This is a genomic window from Candidatus Cloacimonadota bacterium (assembly GCA_028706475.1).
GTDB lineage: Bacteria > Cloacimonadota > Cloacimonadia > Cloacimonadales > Cloacimonadaceae > UBA5456.
Window position 1 is genome coordinate 1 of sequence record JAQWBI010000021.1, and the last position, 17,784, is coordinate 17,784.

A 17,784-nucleotide genomic window follows, 5' to 3' on the forward strand; every position below is an offset into this window, starting at 1 on the left:
GATATATATATAAAAAACGCTGGGCTATTGAAGAAGTGCATCGCCAAATGAAGCAGAGCATGAGATGGGAAAGCATGCGTTTAGGCAGCTATCAAGGCATGAAAAATCTCAATGCTTTTATGGCTCTGGCCTTGTACTTCATATACAAATGCAAAGACTATGTCCACATCCTGGCTATCGGCTTCCCTAAACTATTGAAATATGTAAAGAAAGACTGGACTAAGCCCAAAGAGTTCATCTATTATCGCATAACTGATGTCTTGAATATCTGCATCAATCAAATCATCCAATATAAACGAAGACCCAGTATTGAAGAACGACGAGACCAATGGCAAATCAAAATTAGGCTCAATTAAAAAAATGGGGGAATGCCAGCACAATTTCAATTGACACAAATTGCCCAAGTAAAAGACTGTCCGTATGATTAGTCAGATTATTGTCAAGAACGATGATAGACAATGGGATAACCTGCCCAGCGGCTGGGTGTGTTTCGCGCTCAGAAACCGCAGTGCATACCTGTATATAGGTTTCAGTGTGCGTCTTTCTGCCCGGTTACGCAGGATGTGGGACAATTCCCTGGAAGACAGGCTCTTACAGGAGCTTTGCGAAGATGCGGAAGTCCTTGAATATCAGAAGTTGCCGGATGCCATGACCGCTATGGTGATGCAGAAAGCTTTGATCCAGGAGCATCATCCCTCGTATCAGCAGCGTTTGCGTCCCTGGAAGAACTATGTCTATCTGGGATTGGACAGCAATCGCTTCCCGTTTATCAGCATTCAGGAGCACACCAATGACGATTGGCAGTATCTGGGTCCATTTCGCAGCCGCTTCTTTTTAGCGGATGTAATCGACAGCATTTCCCGCATCTTGAAGCTGCCCAATTGTGACAGCGGGACATATCCATGCAGCAAGTTTGACAGCGATATCTGCCGGGGCTGGTGTTTGGCTTTGGCTCCAGCTCAGGAAAGCGCACAAGAACATAATCTGGAGAAGTTGGATATTCTACTGCAAGAAAGTTTTGTGCATCCAAACAACGGAATAATGGAGATGGTGCAACAGGAGCGAGACCGCAATTTTGACGCACTGGAATTTGCCAAAGCCGACCTTTTGGATGACGAGATCCGTTTACTGAAGGCCTACCGGGAGTGGTTAAACTTTCTGTATGTGGCAAAAAGCATCAGTTTCGATAGTCCGCAGCTCACCATCGAACACGGTCAGTTAATCAGTGCGAAGTTGAACGGTAAGACATACCATTTCCCTACTGACAATCTGCCCTATCGGGAGAACGAGCTTTTGGCTCTGCCCTTGACTGCAGTGGATGAGATGAAAATAATATATGACTATATAAGGGAGCGAGCTCATGCATGACGAACTCATCAAACTACCTTTGATAAAGAACCATAGCCGCGGTAAAGTGCGCGATATCTACGATCTGGGCGATCAGCTATTGATCGTCACCAGTGATCGCATCTCTGCTTTTGACGTGGTGTTTCCCAATCTAATTCCTGACAAGGGACGCATTCTGAACGGTATCTCAGTGTATTATTTCAAAAGCACGGCGGACATCGTAGCAAATCACTTCATCAGCGACCAAGTGACGGATTATCCTGCAGAATTGCATGCTTTTGAGGGCTATCTGCAAGGACGCTCGATGTTGGTGAAAAAAACCCGCGTGATCCCCTTTGAATGCATTGTCCGAGGCTATATCAGCGGCTCTGCCTGGAAAGAATACAAACGCACCGGCACGGTTGGCAGCATGATGATCGCCGAAGAAATGCAGGAAAGCCAGAAATTTGCCAAAGCGCTGTTTACACCCTCTACCAAAGCCAGCGAAGGTCACGATGTAAACATCTCCTACCGCGAGATGCTGAGCCACATGGACCCCTGGATAGCTGAGTACCTGCGCGATAAATCCGTAGCGCTATACAATCACGCCCACGATTTATTGAAGAAAGAAGGTATAATTGTGGCAGACACAAAATTTGAATTTGGCAGCATTGGAAACCAGATACTCCTGATCGACGAGTGCCTGACGCCGGATTCATCACGCTTTTGGGATCTGCAAAGCTACGAGATCGGCACCAGCCCCACTAGTTTTGATAAACAGTATATCCGTGATTATCTGAACACGAGCGGTTGGGACAAGCAATCCCCAGCTCCCGCCTTGCCGGAAGAAGTGATCGCAAAGACCAGAGAGAAGTATCTGGCGATGTATAGAATCATTACAGGAAAAGAATTGACATGACTAAAGTAATCTGCATAGTTGACGATGAAGAAGAACTGGTAAGGAACCTAAAGATAGAGATCCAATCCCTGCGCCCGGAATGGGAACTGCATACGTTTTCAGATGGTCTGAAAGCGCTCCAAATGATCATGAGCGGCAAGGTTGACCTGGTGCTTACAGACATCGCTATGCCGGATATGGATGGCTACGAGCTGTTTTGGCGTGTGAAGGATTATGACGAGAACATCCCCGTGATCATGATGACTGGTTTTGGCTACGATCCAAATCACGTACTAGTGCGAGCCAAAGTGGACGGATTGAGAGACGTGATCTTCAAACCCTTTGATGTGGAAAAACTTGTGGCTCTGATCGACCGCAAGATTCGTGCGAAGTGAAGCGCGCTGATTTTGTCGAAAGACACCTTCTAAAGCGTTCTGCACTAAGCTATTTGCTCTACCCGGCATCGCTATGTTATGCCGGGTTTTTACGTTTTAGACGCAAAGCACTGCAGGGCAAAGGATATCGCGCAGCTTTCAAGGTAATCAGCGTAGGCAATCTCTGCAGCGGTGGCAGCGGCAAAAGTCCAATCGCAATAGCCTTATGCAAAGCCATGCAAACACAGGGAATAAGTGTAGCTTATGCCTCGCGCGGATATAAAAGTAAGCTTGAGCATGGCGCTACCATGATTGCTGATGGCATAAACCTGCTATATCCCCCAGAACTTGCCGGTGATGAAGCGACAATGGCATTTGAGATGATGCCCGGCATACCGATCTTTTCTGGACGCAAGCGCACTGAAGTATTGAAGCTGGCGCAGCAAATAGTTCCCGGATTGGAGCTCATGGTTTTGGACGACGCCATGCAGCATCTGAAAGTAGAACGGGATATGGATATCGTAGTCTTTGACACCCAAATCGGCTTGGGCAACGGATTTGTGATCCCCGCCGGTTATCTGCGTGAAGGTATAAGCGCTCTTGGCAACCAATCCGTCTGCCTCTTGCATCAGAAACCCGGAGCTTCGGAGAATCCAAAGCTGGAGCAATTGCTTTCCCGGATCGGAGCAGCCCTGTTCAAGGTCAAAAGCAGCGTTGGCAGGATATTGAAAGACGGCGTTGAGATGGATCCAGACCTTCTAAGCGGAAAGAGCATCGCCCTTGTATCCGCCATAGCTCATCCCCAATCCTTTGCCAACAGCGCAGCGGCCAAAAACATCCCCTACTGTCGTCATTATTTATATTCCGACCACTATGCTTTCGGCGATGAAGACGTTATCAATACGCTCCGAGAGGAGCAGGCGGATTTTTTATTATGCAGCGCCAAAGATGCCGTGAAGCTAAGGCCAATCCTTGCTCAGCGTTTGCTAGTACTGGAAATGCTTACCGAACTACCTGAAGCTCTGGTTCAGATGTGCAAGAAGCTGGTAAGATCGTAAACAAACAGCCTTATCAGCTACCTGCCAAATCCATACCCACCTGATCATCATCTTCATCCAGCGGGAAGTCGCTATGCTGTTTATAGATGAATTTATGACTACCAGCTTTCACCAAGTTCTTTAGTTTGTCCGCTATTACTTCCACCTGATCCAGATAGTCGATAGTATTCAATCCTCCAGCGGCATCGCAATTGCCGTTTTGAATATCACCCAGGATTTTGCCCCTCAGATTGCAGTGTTGTTCATTGATGCGCCCTTCCATCTCGATAATCTTGTAGCTATAGTCTTCCTTCATGTCTTCCAGATAATCTACACAGAGATCTAGCATGAAGACTACTTTGGCATGCAGGTCTTCGATCATGGATGTAAATTCCGGGCTGAGCTGGTGTTTTTGCATGGTAATTTGATAATTCAAGATATGGTTTACTTCTTCGGTGTAGTCCCCTATTTTTTCAATATCATTCACGGTGTGTAACAAAGCGGGGATTTTTTGGATGATATCGTCAGCACTGGTGCGCTCGTTTACCGCTACCAGATACAGGATTATCTCTCGCTGCAGATTGTCGATGGCCGACTCGATCTTGCTAACCCGTATCTGTTTTTTGTAGTTTTTGTCCCGGAAGGCTTCATAGCCGATTATCAGCCCCATACGCACCAAACGCAGCATCTCCCGCATCTCTTTCAGGGATTGATTGATGGCGAGTTCACTATTGTTTATCACATGGTAGTCCAAGTACTTGGGTTCGCCCAGACTAAGGGTGTCAACCTTGTCTTTGGGGATCAGACGGGTAGCGATTTTGGTATATAATCCCGCAAAGGGCAGGCTGATGAGGGTGTTGAGCACGTTAAAGAAGGTGTGACCATTGGCGATGTGTCGGGCCATGTTTTCTCCCAAAAAAACGTCTCCGGGAGTGATGTGGTTTATAATCATGGTATAGAAGCCAAAATAGGTAAGCAATCCAAAGATAATGGTACCAGTGACATTGAATAGAGTGTGAACCAAGGCTACGCGGCGAGCAGTATAGTTTGCACCGATACCTGCCAACCATGCCGTGATGGTGGTGCCTATGTTGCCCCCAAAAACCATATACAGCGCACCTTCAAAGGGGATCAAGCCGCTGCTTGCCAACACGATAACTATACCCACAGAGGCAGAAGAACTCTGAATCAACATTGTGAATATAGTCCCCGTGAGGATGCCCAGGATGGGATTTCCAGCAATATTGATCATAAAATCCCGCATCATTTGAGATTCCCTGAGGGGTATGACCGCAGTGGACATGACATTGAGGCCAATGAACAGCAAACCAAAACCGATGATGATCTGACTCCAGCGCTCCATGACCCTGCTACGGCGGATCAAAAGCAAGGTAACTCCGGCAATAATGAATGCAAAGGCGTAATTACCAATATTGAAGGCTATCAACTGAGCGGTGATGGTGGTACCGATGTTTGCACCCATTACAACTCCCACAGCCTGATTCAAGGTCATCACACCGGTATTCACCAATCCTATCATCATCACGGTAGCGGCAGAAGAACTCTGCACCAAAGCCGTAACCGACATGCCTACAATAACTCCCTTCACCGGAGTGTTTGTAAGCATCTTTAGTATCCTGCGCATCTCGGTACCTGCAACAGCTTGCAGGTTGTCGCTCATCTTATTCATTCCAAAGATGAACAGTGCCAAACCTCCAAAGAAATTGATGAGTTCTACTATCGTCATATATTCAGATTTCCCCTTATTCTGGATAATTACATTTTTTTGGTAATCAGTTTACGTCAAGGCTTTTCTTCGTGTCCGGATAGTGATTTGTGATGGAATTCGCTAGCAATATCAGGTAAAACCTGGAGGGGTAGTGAGGGTGTGAAACAGAGTAGAACGTTCAACTGATCAAGACGTGCCAGAGGCACGAGGTACAACCAGCAGCATCACCATCATTCATCATTCATTTCTTCATCATTCATTGACGTAATCTGAGGCAAGCACTCCCAACAATCCTGTGCTGAAGCTGATATAAAGCCGTTATCATCGAGTGAGCACTGGATGATAACGGCTTTATATCAGCTTCATATCAAGATGAGCCAAAGACCATCAAAGAGATAAAGTCGACAATTGAGGATTAAGTCTCTCATGAAGGGCTCTATGGGAGGGGGAGGGAGAGCAAACGGCAAGATGCCGTTTCCACGCTAGGAGGAATCGCTGTTCAACAGTGAAGCGAAGCAGAACGTTTAACTGACAGGACGTGCCAGAGGCACGAAATACAACCAGCAGCGCCAGCAACTGCAGAACGACAACACTGCAGCACTAACTAACCAGGAACAAAAAACTCAGGATCAGATCCCGGGTTTCATTTGCGGGAATAGTATCACTTCTTTGATGGAGTCGTTCTCCGTAAGCAGCATCACCAAGCGGTCGATGCCGATTCCCTGGCCGCCCATCGGGGGCATGCCATACTCCAGAGCTTCCAGAAAGTCTTCATCCACTACATTGGCTTCATCATCGCCCATGGCGCGCAGTTTGGCCTGAGCTTCCAGGCGTTCCCGCTGATCCAGCGGATCGTTCAATTCGCTGAAGGCATTGGCAAATTCACCACCGGCAATGATCAATTCAAAGCGGTCTGCCAAAAGTGGATTGTCCGGTCTGGCTTTCGCCAGAGGAGAGATCTCTTTAGGAAAATCACAGACAAAGGTGGGTTCTATCAGCTTTTCTTCCACGAAGTGCTCATAGATCAGAGCGATCAATTTGCCTTTGGCACTGCCCGGAGGAACTTCCATTTCATGCTGTTTACAAAATGCGAGAAGATTTTCCTCCGTTTCGGAGAGTACATCCAATCCCGTGGCATCAGAGACCAATTGAGGCATGGACGCTCTGCGCCAGGTTCCGCCCAGATACACCGTGTGCCCTTGATAGACAAAAGTATCTTTCCCCACAATATCCAGTGCCAGATGCTTGATGAGCCCTTCCACCAGGTCCATCATGCCATGTAAGTCGGAATAGGCTTCGTAGCTTTCCATCATGGTGAATTCTGGATTATGCGTGCGATCCATGCCTTCATTACGGAAGTTTTTCCCGATCTCATACACACGCTCAAAACCGCCCACGATAAGGCGTTTGAGATACAGTTCCACGGCAATGCGAAGATACAGATCCACATCAAGCGTGTTGTGATGAGTAATGAAGGGACGCGCATTGGCTCCGCCGTAAAGAGGCTGCAGGATGGGGGTTTCCACCTCGATATAACCTCGGGAATCCATATATCTGCGGGCAGCTGACACAATGCGGCTGCGCAATTCAAAGACCTTGCGGTGATCCGGATTCAGGAGCAAATCCAGGTAGCGTTTTCGATAACGCAATTCGATATCGGCAAATTCATCGTAACGCAGAGTTTTGCCATCCACCACTTTTTCTTTTACTGCGGGGAGCGGACGGATGTTTTTACTGAGCATTTTGATGTTTGAGCATTTCAGAGAGTATTCTCCGGTTTGAGTATTGAAGAGAATACCGCTTGCCTGCACAAAATCTCCGGCATCGCATAGTTTGAACAGGCTGTAGTTTTCCTCGCCCAATTCACTTTGGGATACATAGAGCTGGATTTTGCCGCTATCGTCTTCGATATTGCCAAAACCGATCTTACCCTGGCGGCGCATCGCAACGAGGCGTCCCACCAGGGTAACATTGGTATTTTGCTCTATCCAGGAATCTTTATCTTCCAGGACTTCGCCGATTTTGTGGCTGCGCTCGCTCTGAACGGGATAGGGATCTATGCCCAGAGCGCGAATCTTACCCAGCTTCTCTTTGCGAAGCTTTATAAATTGGTTTTCAGCCATTGTTTACAGGTCTTTGAAGGGGTTGTCTTCCACCACGGAAGTTTTCTGATTGGCATACTTGCGCCACTCATCATCCCCACGGCCTCTTCCACCTCTGCGTCCGCCGAAGTCACGATCGCCACGATCGCTGCGATATCCACCCTCGCGGGAATCACGAGGAGCGCGGTCATCATTGTGCGGGCGGCTGGCTGCGGCAATCTCTTCAGGACTGCGATCGGTGTAATCCAGGGTAATTCTATGATTGTCGCGATCGATGGCGGTAACCATCAGTTCCACTTTATCGCCGTTTTTAAAATTATCAGTCTTCCGCACTCTGGAGCGGGGCAATAGTCCGGTGATACCATCGCTGATGGTAACGAATACACCGAAGTTTGTAAAGCTTTCCACCACTCCGGAGAAAGGCTTTTCGATGGCGACTATCTCATCGATGTTGTCCCATGGATCCGGCTGCAAAGCTTTCAGCGAGAGCGAAATCTTCTGGGTGTCCGGGTCGATACGAAGGATCTGCACCTTTACAAAATCCCCTTCTTTGAGGATTTCACGCGGGTGAGCGATATTGCGGTTACGGCTCATTTCAGATACGGGGATCAGGCCTTCTACACTAGGTTTGATCTCGGCAAAAGCGCCAAAATTGTGTAGGCGTAGAATGCGGCAATCTACTTCGTCGCCTTCTTTGATCTCGTTGAGAGCTTGAGTGAAGGGATTTTCTTGCAAAGCCTTCAGAGAAAGCGCCACTTTGTCTCCCTTGATGGAGAGGATCTTCACGTCAATCTCCTGACCAGTCTTCAGTACGTCTTGCGGTTTGATTACATGTTGCCAGGAAATCTCGGAAACATGCATCAAGCCTTCCAGACCTCCGATATCCACAAATGCGCCAAAAGAGGTCATGCGCATTACTTTTCCGCTAAGTACGTCACCTTCGGAAAGGTGAGCCAATACTTCAGCTTTTTTCTCGTTCGCTTCCTGTTCTGCCAATTGACGGTGGGAAACCACGATCCTGCGACAGTTTTCCGAACACTCAATCACCAAAAAATCCAGCGTCTGTCCGATGAATACGGTTGTGTCTTCTACGGGGCGACTCGAAATCTGCGAGACCGGGCAGAAAGCTCTGGCACCAAGGATATCCACACTGAATCCGCCTTTGGTAACCGAATAGACCTTTCCCTGAACCGGGATCTTCTTTTCGTATGCATCGCGAATGGACTGTTTATCCACATGCTGTTTGGTGAGGCTCTTGCCAACTACGTAGCCCTGATCGTTCTGATCTACCACGTAGCCCTTGAGAATGTCTCCCACCTGAAGGGAGAGAACACCTTTTTCATCGGAATACTCGCTGATCTCAGCATAAGCGTCGAACTTGCCACCTAAATTCACAATCAGGAAATTGTCCGTAATTGTAACGATCGGGGCTTCGACTACATCGCCTTTTTTGATTTCGTTTGTGTTTTGAAAGGATTCTTCGAGCATGCGAAGATAATCTTCTTTCAGTTCCTCTAAAGCAGCTTTGCTGCTGGTTTCACGCACCTTGTCTGACATATGTAACTCCTAACGACATTTGAGAATACCAAGATTTTACACAGGCTCTTTTTGTAAAGTCTTTTATTTTAAATCTTCAAGACTGGTAGCTCTTTTACTACGGCACTTTACTACCTGATACTGCCCAAGCTCACAATTTGGTTCAAAACGTGTTCACTCAATCTGAAGAAAATGGCCATCAAAGAGAGGAATTGAGGGCTGGAAGAGTATTTTTTAACACATCCTAACAGCATGCCTTAGAGATAGTTGGCGCTTCCACCTTTCAGAGAATGTCAGTTTTGTCCCAGTGCTGTCCTACATATAGTTTGTGAAGGTAATCCGGAAGACCTCGAAAATAAACTCTAGGAGAAATACCATGAAAGCAACACTCAAATACGGAATCGCTTCTTACAGCGGAACCATCGACGACATCACCTTCGCCAGCTACAAAAACGGGGCAGTATGCATTGCCCGCAAGTATGTAATGCCCACTCTCACGGATAACAACGCAACAATGGGCGCAGTAACCAAAAACCTAAGCGAAATCTATGGTAATTGCAGTGAAGATTACAAATCCGACCTGCGCACTTATGCCGATATGTACAACAAAGAAAGAGTAACCCGTACCAAACTAGGATCCAACTCCTTCTCTCTTTTTGTGAAGTTGATGTACGCCTTTGCCGAAGACACCGGAGAAAGCGTGGATCTGGCCAGTATCACCTACAGCGATCTGAAGACCATGTTCTTCGATGTAGCCAGCGTAGCCAGCGCTGTGGAAGCTGAATATCTGCCCAAAGTGAGCGGATATGAACTACTGGTAAATACCATCTGATAGGAGGGAAACATGGAAAACCAAGTATTAGTACGCGAAATCGCCACCCGCATCAACGAACTGATAAACATACCTCTGATCAACGAGAAGAACGAACAGATCTTCTTTGAGCTGATCGTGAATATCCTGATGCAAATCCTGCTGAACGCGCTTGACTTGGATGCAGATGTCTAAGTCGGCTCCGTGATGCTGCATGCCCCTGCCCAACAAGGCGGGGGCTTATTTCATCAGTATAGAAACGAATTACAAAGAAGAGACTATGATCTTACGGATCCGCTTTGTAACAATCACCAGGAAGAGAGTGAAGGCTATCATCAATGTGGACAGGGAGTTGATGGTGGTAATGGTTCCCCGGCGAATGGTGCCTTCCACATAGATAGGTAAAGTATCAAAGCCGCGTCCTGAAGTGAAGAAAGTAATGATAAAATCGTCTATGGACAGAGTAAAAGCCAGCAGTGCCGCAGCAATGATACCTGGCATCATCAGCGGAAACTTGATCTTCCAAAAGATGTATGATGGTTTTGCACCCAGATCTTGTGCTGCCTCCACCAATGAGTAATCAAAGCCTTCCAGACGACTCTGGATCACGATCACGGTGTAGGATATGCAGAAAGTGATATGTGCAATCAAGACGGTGAACATCCCGGTATTTACTCTGGTAAAATTGAACAGCAAAGCCAGGGATACACCCATCAGGATGTCAGGTATCATCAGGGGTATGTAGATGAGGCCGATAAGCCCCTTACGTCCACTGAAACGTTTGTTTTCCAATCCCAGGGCGGTAAGGATACCCAGAGTTGTGGAGATCAAAGTGCTAAGGCCGGCAATCAGCATGGTGTTGCGGAAAGCTTCACCGATGGCGGCATTTTGGAAAAGCTGGATGTAATACTTGAAGGTAAAACCCTGCCAACCGGTGATGATGCGGGAATCGTTAAAGCTAAAAATGATCAGGATGAGGATGGGGATATACAAGAATACCATCATCAGGCTGAAGATAGTGAGATTCATACCTTTATAGAACTTTGCGGGATTGATCTTCATTGCCATAGACTCCGTTTCTGATGCCGGCGGTAAAGCCCATACATGATGAGTAGCATGATGGCAACTATCAGGAGAAGAGTGAGCGAAAGCGCTGAAGCCATAGGCCAATTGCGGGGAATATTCTTGATCTTGTATGTAATTACCTGCCCCACATATAAAGACTGCTGATTGCCCACCAGTTGCGGAATCAGATAGGCTCCCAACGAAGGGATAAAGACCAGAAGAGTACCGGCAAATATGCCTCCCAACGCCAAAGGCAGTGTGATGCTGAAAAAGGCTTTCACTTCGTTCGCACCCAGATCCATAGCGGCATTCAACAAAGTGAAATCCAGCTTTTCCAGCACGCTATACAGCGGCAAAATCATATAGGGCAGATACACATAGACCATCACCAGGATTACCGCCAGATCAGTTCGTAAAATCTCCAAAGGTTGCGAGATGATGCCAATGTTCATCAGGATGTCGTTCATCACTCCATTGTAAGCCAGGAAAATGCGCCAGGAAAAGATGCGGATGATGAGATTGGTCCAAAAGGGAATGATGATGAAGATCAGGAGTAGATTGCGGGTCTTCTCCTTTGCTCTGGCAATGAAGTATGCCACAGGAAAACCCATCAGGATACAGAGCAGAGTAGTGTAGATTGCCAGACGAAATGACAGCAGAAAGGGACGTAGATAATCTCCGCTAAAGATCTGCCGGTAGGCATCCAGAGATACCTCAAACTTCACATCGTAGATATCCGGACTCAGGAAACTATAGATGACTACGATGAGATAAGGAATCAAAAAGAAACAGGTTAGCCAAATCAGCGTAGGCAGACTTAAGAGCCAACTGCTGAGGTTCTTGCGTCGATCCTGCCGGCTCTGGGGACTGGAATGCATCAGCTTTTACTCCGCTTTACATAACGTTGCAGGTTGCTGCCTTCATTGAGGTCGGCCTCGGGGATGTCGTCCCCGGAGTGATCCAGCACCCAAGTGTCGGAATCGTGCCAAAACAGCCACACATACTCTTCCCAATCCAAGGCTTTGTCGTCGAAGTAAACCCGTTTGTGCTGGGAAAATACGCGAAACTCCAGCTTGCCCACCCGCACAATGTATTGAGTGTGAGTTCCCAGATACAGGATGTCTTCAATCTGCCCTTTCAGCATATTGATGTCTTCCTGATGACGCGGCTTCCCTCGGGCGATGGCTATCTTTTCCGGACGCAAGGAAAGGGTGATCTTGCTTCCCGGTTCCGGAGCTGTCTGAAAGCTGCTATCTATGGAAAAGCTCTTGCCTTCACCATCCTGACACTCAAGTTCCAGATAGTCCTCGTGCACATTGGTCACTACTCCGTTGATGAGATTGGTCTCTCCGATAAAATAGGCGGAAAAGATGCTTACCGGACGTTCATAGATGTCGTCCGGGGGGCCGCTTTGCACGATCTGTCCCTGATTCATCACCGCCAGACGGTCAGATATACTCATGGCTTCGCTCTGATCGTGGGTTACATAGATAAAGGTGATGCCCACGGCGTCATGGAGGTTCATCAGTTCGATCAGCATGTGTTGCCGCAGCTTCAGATCCAGTGCTGCCAAGGGTTCATCCAAGAGCAACACTCTGGGTTTATTGATCAATGCCCGTGCTATCGCGATGCGCTGTTTTTGCCCTCCGGATATCTGATTGGGATACTTTCCGGCTTGATCCGTCATCTTAACCAGATTCAGCATATCGTAAACACGATCCCGGATCTCAATCTTGGGAATGCGTTTCACTTTCAGCCCAAAGGCTACGTTGTCGAACAATGTCATATGGGGAAAGAGGGAATAGTTTTGGAAGATGGTATTCACTTCCCTTTTATAGGGCGGGAGGTCTGAGATGTCTTTGCTGCCCAATCTCACTGCCCCGCTGCTGGGCAATTCAAAACCGGCTATCATACGTAAAAGCGTAGTTTTCCCGCATCCGCTGGGTCCCAAAAAGGAGAAAAGCTCTCCGCTCTTGATCACCAGATTCACATTATCGACAGCCCGGAAACTGCCGAAATCCTTGCTCAGGTTATCCAGAATGATGTCTTCCAATAATATGTCCTCAGTGTAGTTTTATTACTTTTTTGGTGGCTGCCTCCCGGTTTGGAGCGCTTATCTTCAGGAAATACAATCCTGCTGCCAGCTCTCGCCCCGCGGCATCCTTCCCGTCCCACTCAAGAGAAAAAGCATTTGACGTCAAGGGATTAGTTTGCATAGAGCGCACCTTCTGCCCTCTCAAATTGTAGATATCGAGCTTTAGAAGACCCTTTTCAGAACCCTGTATACCTATCATCAGCTCCGAGGCGAAAGGATTGGGCGCAGCTTTGATCTGCAGCGGCGGAGACAGGAGATCCTCGGTGTCGCTATATGAACTCTCTGTATAAAGCCGGATGTCATCTATCCAGAAAGTAGCTTCGCTCAATCCATACCCTGTGAAACTACATAGAGAAAGCTCGATGATGCTTCCCGCCAAAGAAGTGAAATCCAGATCATAATGTTCCCAATCTGTCACTCCCATAAAGCACATAAGCGTATGCCACACAGTCTCCCCTGCCTCGCGATAACGCAGACCGATATAATGTCCGTTTTGCACAATGTTTGTCTTTGCCCAAAACTGCAGATTCACGTTGCTTGCCCCGGTCAGATCTATGGGATGGCTATATTGAGCGCTTGTTTCCTGAGGTCCGCAACTCATGTTTTGGCAATTCTCACTCAGGCAATGAATACCTTGGGGAGATTGGTCTTGAACTATGCCCCAATATCCCGTGAATATCCAATTATCCGCTGTTTCTTCGAAGCCCTCGGATATCCCGGCAATCTCACTGAGACGGATTACATTCCAGCCCGGCAGGATCTGGAACTCACCAAAATAGCTGGAGTATCTTGGACAGCTTACTTTCAACTGATGCAGTTCGTTGCTCAATCCGGATATATATATCTTTCCTTCATCATCGCTTTCATATAGCTCGGAGCCTATCTCCAACACCGCGGCTGGCAGAGAATTGCCCAAGCTGTCCTTAATCCAAAAGCCCGTATCTATAATATTAGAAGGATGAAGGCGAACATTCACCGTGCGCAGGCTATCCTCTGCTACTGCAATCCACAGACTCGCAGGCTGATAACCCGGAGCGCTTACGCTCATGCGAAAATTCCCTGCCGGAAGAAAGCGATGGTAAGACCCAAAATTTGCCCTGGAGTACATGGCAGCACGCAGTGGAATGTGGTTATCGTAGCCTTCGATGTGAATTTTCGCCTCCAGGGGCTCTCCACTGATCGCATCCAAAACATGTCCGTGGATACATTTGTAGTTCGCACGCTCCAGTAATCGCAGGGCGGGTTCCACTTGGCTCTGCGCAATCAGGTTTATACTACTTGCGGGCGGGAAATGAGTATAGGCCAGTTCTATGGTATATGAAAAAGCCGCATTCATCATGTGGAACCAGTCATCAAAAGTACCGCTAACCGGGTACAAGCTATAACTGGGCATTGGAGTGTAATCGTAGGAAGTGATCCCGGCAACCATAGACTCTGCTAATAGCGCAAGCTCTCCTTGATCCGGACCGCCTACATCGTACACAAAACCTGGAGGATACAGAACATATTGCCCCTGAGAATGGAAGCTGATCCCTGCTAAAAAGTGCTTGTTTTCTATAAGATCGCGTAGAGCTTGGGTCTCGATCTCCGAAAAGGGATAAGGACCATGGTACACCGAATCGTGAATAAGGTCTGTAGCCATTACATTGCCCCACATATAGGAGTAATTCCGGTTCAAATCCACTCCATCGTTGTACATATCCAGGATACCGTTGTTATTGTTGTCCCGAATGTTCTTGCGCCAATAGATATCCGTTTGATCAATCACAATCTTATGACCGTCCGGATTGAGCAGGGGTACAAACCAGATCTCGCAATTGTCCACTATGGCATTTACTCTGTCATCTGTGCCATAATTCCCCAGCAGATGATTGAGAATGGCCATGCAAGACTCCACCGAAAGAGGTTCCCGCGCATGATGAGCCCCCACAAAGAGGTACTGCGGCTCATCTTCATCCAACGATACATTGTCGGATATCTTCACCGCCCAGATATCGTGATCAAATGCCTGATAAGCGGTATTGCCCTGATCTGCATAATACTTGCCTGTAGAGGGACCCAGATTATGAATCTGCATCAAGGTCGAATACTGCGCTGCCAGAGCCTGCAATTCCTGTACAAGCATATTGTATGTACGAAAACCGGGGATGTCCCTGTCCTTTGCGTTCAGGTTCTGCTTGGCTTCTGCTTCAGTTTGCAATACCATCAGTCCGGGATGCAACAGACGGTATAGGGGAAGATCTGTCTCGGACAGTACCATATCCAGATAATGTCCGGGATAATAGCGATCAACATCCACACCCCGCTGCAGCAAAGCTTTGTAATACTCCTCTCCCGGATCGGGAATCCTTACCATGGCGCGTTCTGCCCAAACAACCAAACAGATAAGTAAGAAAAGACAGATGATAACTACTCTTTTCATGGATTATCCCCCTTTTTTCTAGCCCAAAAAATACAGTGGGGAATACCGGGCGGTATCCCCCACTGCTCGGAGGGCATTCTATGTAGGGTCTGTAGGCTACGTACAATGTGTTCAGGTTGAGCTATTATGTCAAGAGAAAAATGCGGAATTATTTCAATTCTCTTGTTGACAATATTCAACACAACATCAATACACTATAATTAACTTGCGGTTAAGTGAGCCACTTGTACCGGTTGCACGTAGGAAATAAATCCCACTTGTTGCTTTTTTTCCACTATTATCCCGGCCATCCCAGCGGAATTCTAGCTCCCTTCCGGCTTGGGTTCTTTCGAAGAGTAACTGGCCTTTCACGTTAAAAATCTGCATTCGCAGGGGACCGGCCTGCTCTTGTTTCACCAAAGCCCTCAGTTCTGCGCCATTATGCAGCGGATTTGGATAAACCTTCATGGTAATCGCCGCAGGAGTATTGAACTCGCTGGGAGCGCTCTGTGTTTCTATGGGCACAGCGTAATACTCTTCCTCTGAAGGCAGATAGCTGATTTTTCCAGGAATGTCCTGAGCGCAGATCCGGTAGTTGAAGTATTCTGCACCTGCACTAAAATCCATTGCCAAGAGACCCAGATAGACACCGCTACCGGCTTCCACAAACTCCAGAGTCATGGTGTCCCCATCATCGATACAGTATTCCATCCACACTGTTGCCACTCCGGATTCATCTGTAATGGTGGCTACAAAGGTAATCTCCTCTTCGCTGATGCTGAGGATGGGATTATGCAGGATATCCGGACCCAAATTATCGTTGTAAATGGAGAAAACATGCGGATCCAGGGCGGCAAATTCGGGATGAGTTCTGTGTTTACCGCTCTGATCGACAGCACTGATGTAGTAGCGGATTTCATCTCCCGGCATCAGGGAGGAGATGCTGGCACGATAGTTGTATCCCTCCTGTTGGTACATCGGAACGCTCTGCCAGGAGCCATCATTCACACTGTAGGCCACATAGAGGGAATCCGATACCAATGCGCTGTTGCTATAGGGAATCACCAGTGCGTCAAAGACATATTCATTTGCGGGATCCAAGATGCCGTGATAAGGATTATGTGCGATGTGCAGCATCTCCTGATCCGGGATCTCGTGAGTGCGGCAATGCAGGGCGTCGGTGCTCTCCCAGGGAGCGTAGTAATTATCAGTTACTCCGATGATCTCATATCCGGGCATGGCCTCGGAATATACTTCCAAGGCGGCAGTATCGTAAGAACTACCCATCTGAGGCACAAACACCCGTTTATTCAAAATCAGAGAGTTTGTATAGGGTTGATTTTGGGGAGTGTTTACCCGATATACTCTGTAGGGATAGCCCCAAGCGCAGTTTAAGCCGGCGAAATACGCCGCGGTAGCCTCGATCTCGTCATATTGCTCATGCGATTGGGGAACACTGCGAATCAGCACTTTATCCGGTGCCAGAAACTTCCCCCAGCAATCGATATGATCGATGTAGGTGTTGTTTGGATCCTGCACCACATGGTAATTGGTGATGCCCAGATAATCTTCCATCAGGCTGTTCACACTAGCTTGGTTGTTTGCGTTTTCCGTGTATGCTATCTGCGTTTGAGCAGCAGTATTGATGCCGTCCGTCATATAGTTACCGCCGGTTTGTTTCAGATTCATGCCATAATAAGGCAAGCCCAGGTTGTTGGCATAAATCTCCGTAACCATGTTGTCCCCCGGCCGCGGGCGGTTGTATTGGAAATCTACTACTGCATAGTCGCCATTACCGTCAAAGATGAACCACGGTGCATAATCCCGCGTCCAATACGAATCCGTGCTTGCCGTCATAAAGCTGAGCCGATCCATGTTCACTCCGGCATTACTGAACTCATCATAAGCACTGTTTTGCTGAGATGTACCGCTTACCAGACAGACCAGATCTGCTGTATTGGATAGCTGAGCCACCAAGGAAAGCGGGATACCCAGAGGATATCTGATCATTACATGAGATGCCGGCTCAAACTCCGCGATGGGACGTACCGGTGACGGTGGAGGTGCAGTTTGGGTAAAGCGTTCTTCCCAAGCATAGGGAAGTAAATAGCTTTCTGGGGATATTCCCCACAGGGGACACAGCAGACATAGCAGAATGCTAAATAGTAGCAAATCACGAAATTTACTGATCAAGTTTGGACTCCAGACGTTTTTTAGCATATCACATACAATTTTCATACCGAAAGTCAAGAAAGTTCTGGAGGAGCGCTGTTTGGGAGGATTCAGGTGCTGCAGTTGATTAGTGACTCGTCAAGGAACGAATGTCGTTTTGCTACTGGCTGCCACACCCAAAATTTGGTGGAGTCTTCTACCAACCGGTTCAAAAGCTTCATTCCTCCTCTGGATTATC

15 protein-coding genes are annotated in these 17,784 nt (G+C 47.7%); 7 read left to right on the top strand and 8 right to left on the bottom strand.

Going from position 1 to position 17,784, the window contains the following annotated elements:
- From PHF32_05365 to lpxK, 5 genes are all read left to right on the top strand, one after another.
- On the top strand, positions 1-356 hold a 356-nt coding region (locus PHF32_05365; protein ID MDD4560149.1), incomplete at its 5' end, for a transposase.
- A gap of 64 nt (positions 357-420) precedes the next feature.
- On the top strand, positions 421-1,368 hold the full coding sequence (locus PHF32_05370; protein ID MDD4560150.1) for a hypothetical protein: 948 nt from the start codon (positions 421-423) through the stop codon (positions 1,366-1,368).
- Positions 1,361-2,245, top strand: a complete 885-nt coding sequence (locus PHF32_05375; GenBank protein MDD4560151.1) for a phosphoribosylaminoimidazolesuccinocarboxamide synthase — start codon at positions 1,361-1,363, stop codon at positions 2,243-2,245. Before PHF32_05370 ends, PHF32_05375 begins: the two co-directional genes overlap by 8 nt.
- Positions 2,242-2,619, top strand: coding sequence for a response regulator (locus PHF32_05380; protein MDD4560152.1), 378 nt, complete (start codon positions 2,242-2,244; stop codon positions 2,617-2,619). The genes PHF32_05375 and PHF32_05380 overlap by 4 nt, the downstream gene beginning before the upstream one ends.
- Positions 2,616-3,656: a tetraacyldisaccharide 4'-kinase gene (gene lpxK, locus PHF32_05385; protein MDD4560153.1), complete on the top strand. Its 1,041-nt coding sequence runs from the start codon at positions 2,616-2,618 to the stop codon at positions 3,654-3,656. The genes PHF32_05380 and lpxK overlap by 4 nt, the downstream gene beginning before the upstream one ends.
- Positions 3,657-3,669: 13 nt before the next feature.
- On the opposite strand, the gene PHF32_05390 is transcribed toward lpxK, so the two are convergent.
- From PHF32_05390 to PHF32_05400, 3 genes are all read right to left on the bottom strand, one after another.
- Positions 3,670-5,382, bottom strand: a complete 1,713-nt coding sequence (locus PHF32_05390) for a Na/Pi cotransporter family protein (GenBank protein ID MDD4560154.1) — start codon at positions 5,380-5,382, stop codon at positions 3,670-3,672.
- Between the two features lie 611 nt (positions 5,383-5,993).
- On the bottom strand, positions 5,994-7,487 hold the full coding sequence (lysS, locus tag PHF32_05395) for a lysine--tRNA ligase (protein ID MDD4560155.1): 1,494 nt from the start codon (positions 7,485-7,487) through the stop codon (positions 5,994-5,996).
- Between the two features lie 3 nt (positions 7,488-7,490).
- Positions 7,491-9,023, bottom strand: coding sequence for a S1 RNA-binding domain-containing protein (locus PHF32_05400; GenBank protein MDD4560156.1), 1,533 nt, complete (start codon positions 9,021-9,023; stop codon positions 7,491-7,493).
- 355 nt (positions 9,024-9,378) lie between these two features.
- Between PHF32_05400 and PHF32_05405 the strand changes: the two genes are divergently transcribed.
- On the top strand, positions 9,379-9,834 hold the full coding sequence (locus tag PHF32_05405; protein ID MDD4560157.1) for a hypothetical protein: 456 nt from the start codon (positions 9,379-9,381) through the stop codon (positions 9,832-9,834).
- Between the two features lie 12 nt (positions 9,835-9,846).
- A complete protein-coding gene (locus PHF32_05410; GenBank protein ID MDD4560158.1) occupies positions 9,847-10,008 on the top strand; it encodes a hypothetical protein in 162 nt (53 codons plus the stop codon).
- Between the two features lie 69 nt (positions 10,009-10,077).
- Here PHF32_05410 and PHF32_05415 read toward each other — a convergent pair whose 3' ends face one another.
- From PHF32_05415 to PHF32_05435, 5 genes are all read right to left on the bottom strand, one after another.
- Entirely contained in the window at positions 10,078-10,875 is a 798-nt protein-coding gene (locus PHF32_05415) for an ABC transporter permease (GenBank protein MDD4560159.1), read from the bottom strand.
- Complete coding sequence (locus tag PHF32_05420; protein ID MDD4560160.1) at positions 10,872-11,756, bottom strand: ABC transporter permease; 885 nt, start codon at positions 11,754-11,756, stop codon at positions 10,872-10,874. The genes PHF32_05415 and PHF32_05420 overlap by 4 nt, the downstream gene beginning before the upstream one ends.
- Positions 11,756-12,937 (bottom strand): ABC transporter ATP-binding protein, encoded by a 1,182-nt coding sequence (locus PHF32_05425; GenBank protein ID MDD4560161.1) that lies wholly within the window; start codon positions 12,935-12,937, stop codon positions 11,756-11,758. The genes PHF32_05420 and PHF32_05425 overlap by 1 nt, the downstream gene beginning before the upstream one ends.
- Before the next feature lie 4 nt (positions 12,938-12,941).
- Complete coding sequence (locus PHF32_05430) at positions 12,942-15,395, bottom strand: M14 family zinc carboxypeptidase (GenBank protein MDD4560162.1); 2,454 nt, start codon at positions 15,393-15,395, stop codon at positions 12,942-12,944.
- Positions 15,396-15,581: 186 nt separating this feature from the next.
- Positions 15,582-17,567 carry an agmatine deiminase family protein gene (locus tag PHF32_05435; protein MDD4560163.1) on the bottom strand — a complete coding sequence of 662 codons (1,986 nt, stop codon included), beginning with the start codon at positions 17,565-17,567 and terminating at the stop codon, positions 15,582-15,584.
- Positions 17,568-17,784 lie beyond the last annotated feature (217 nt).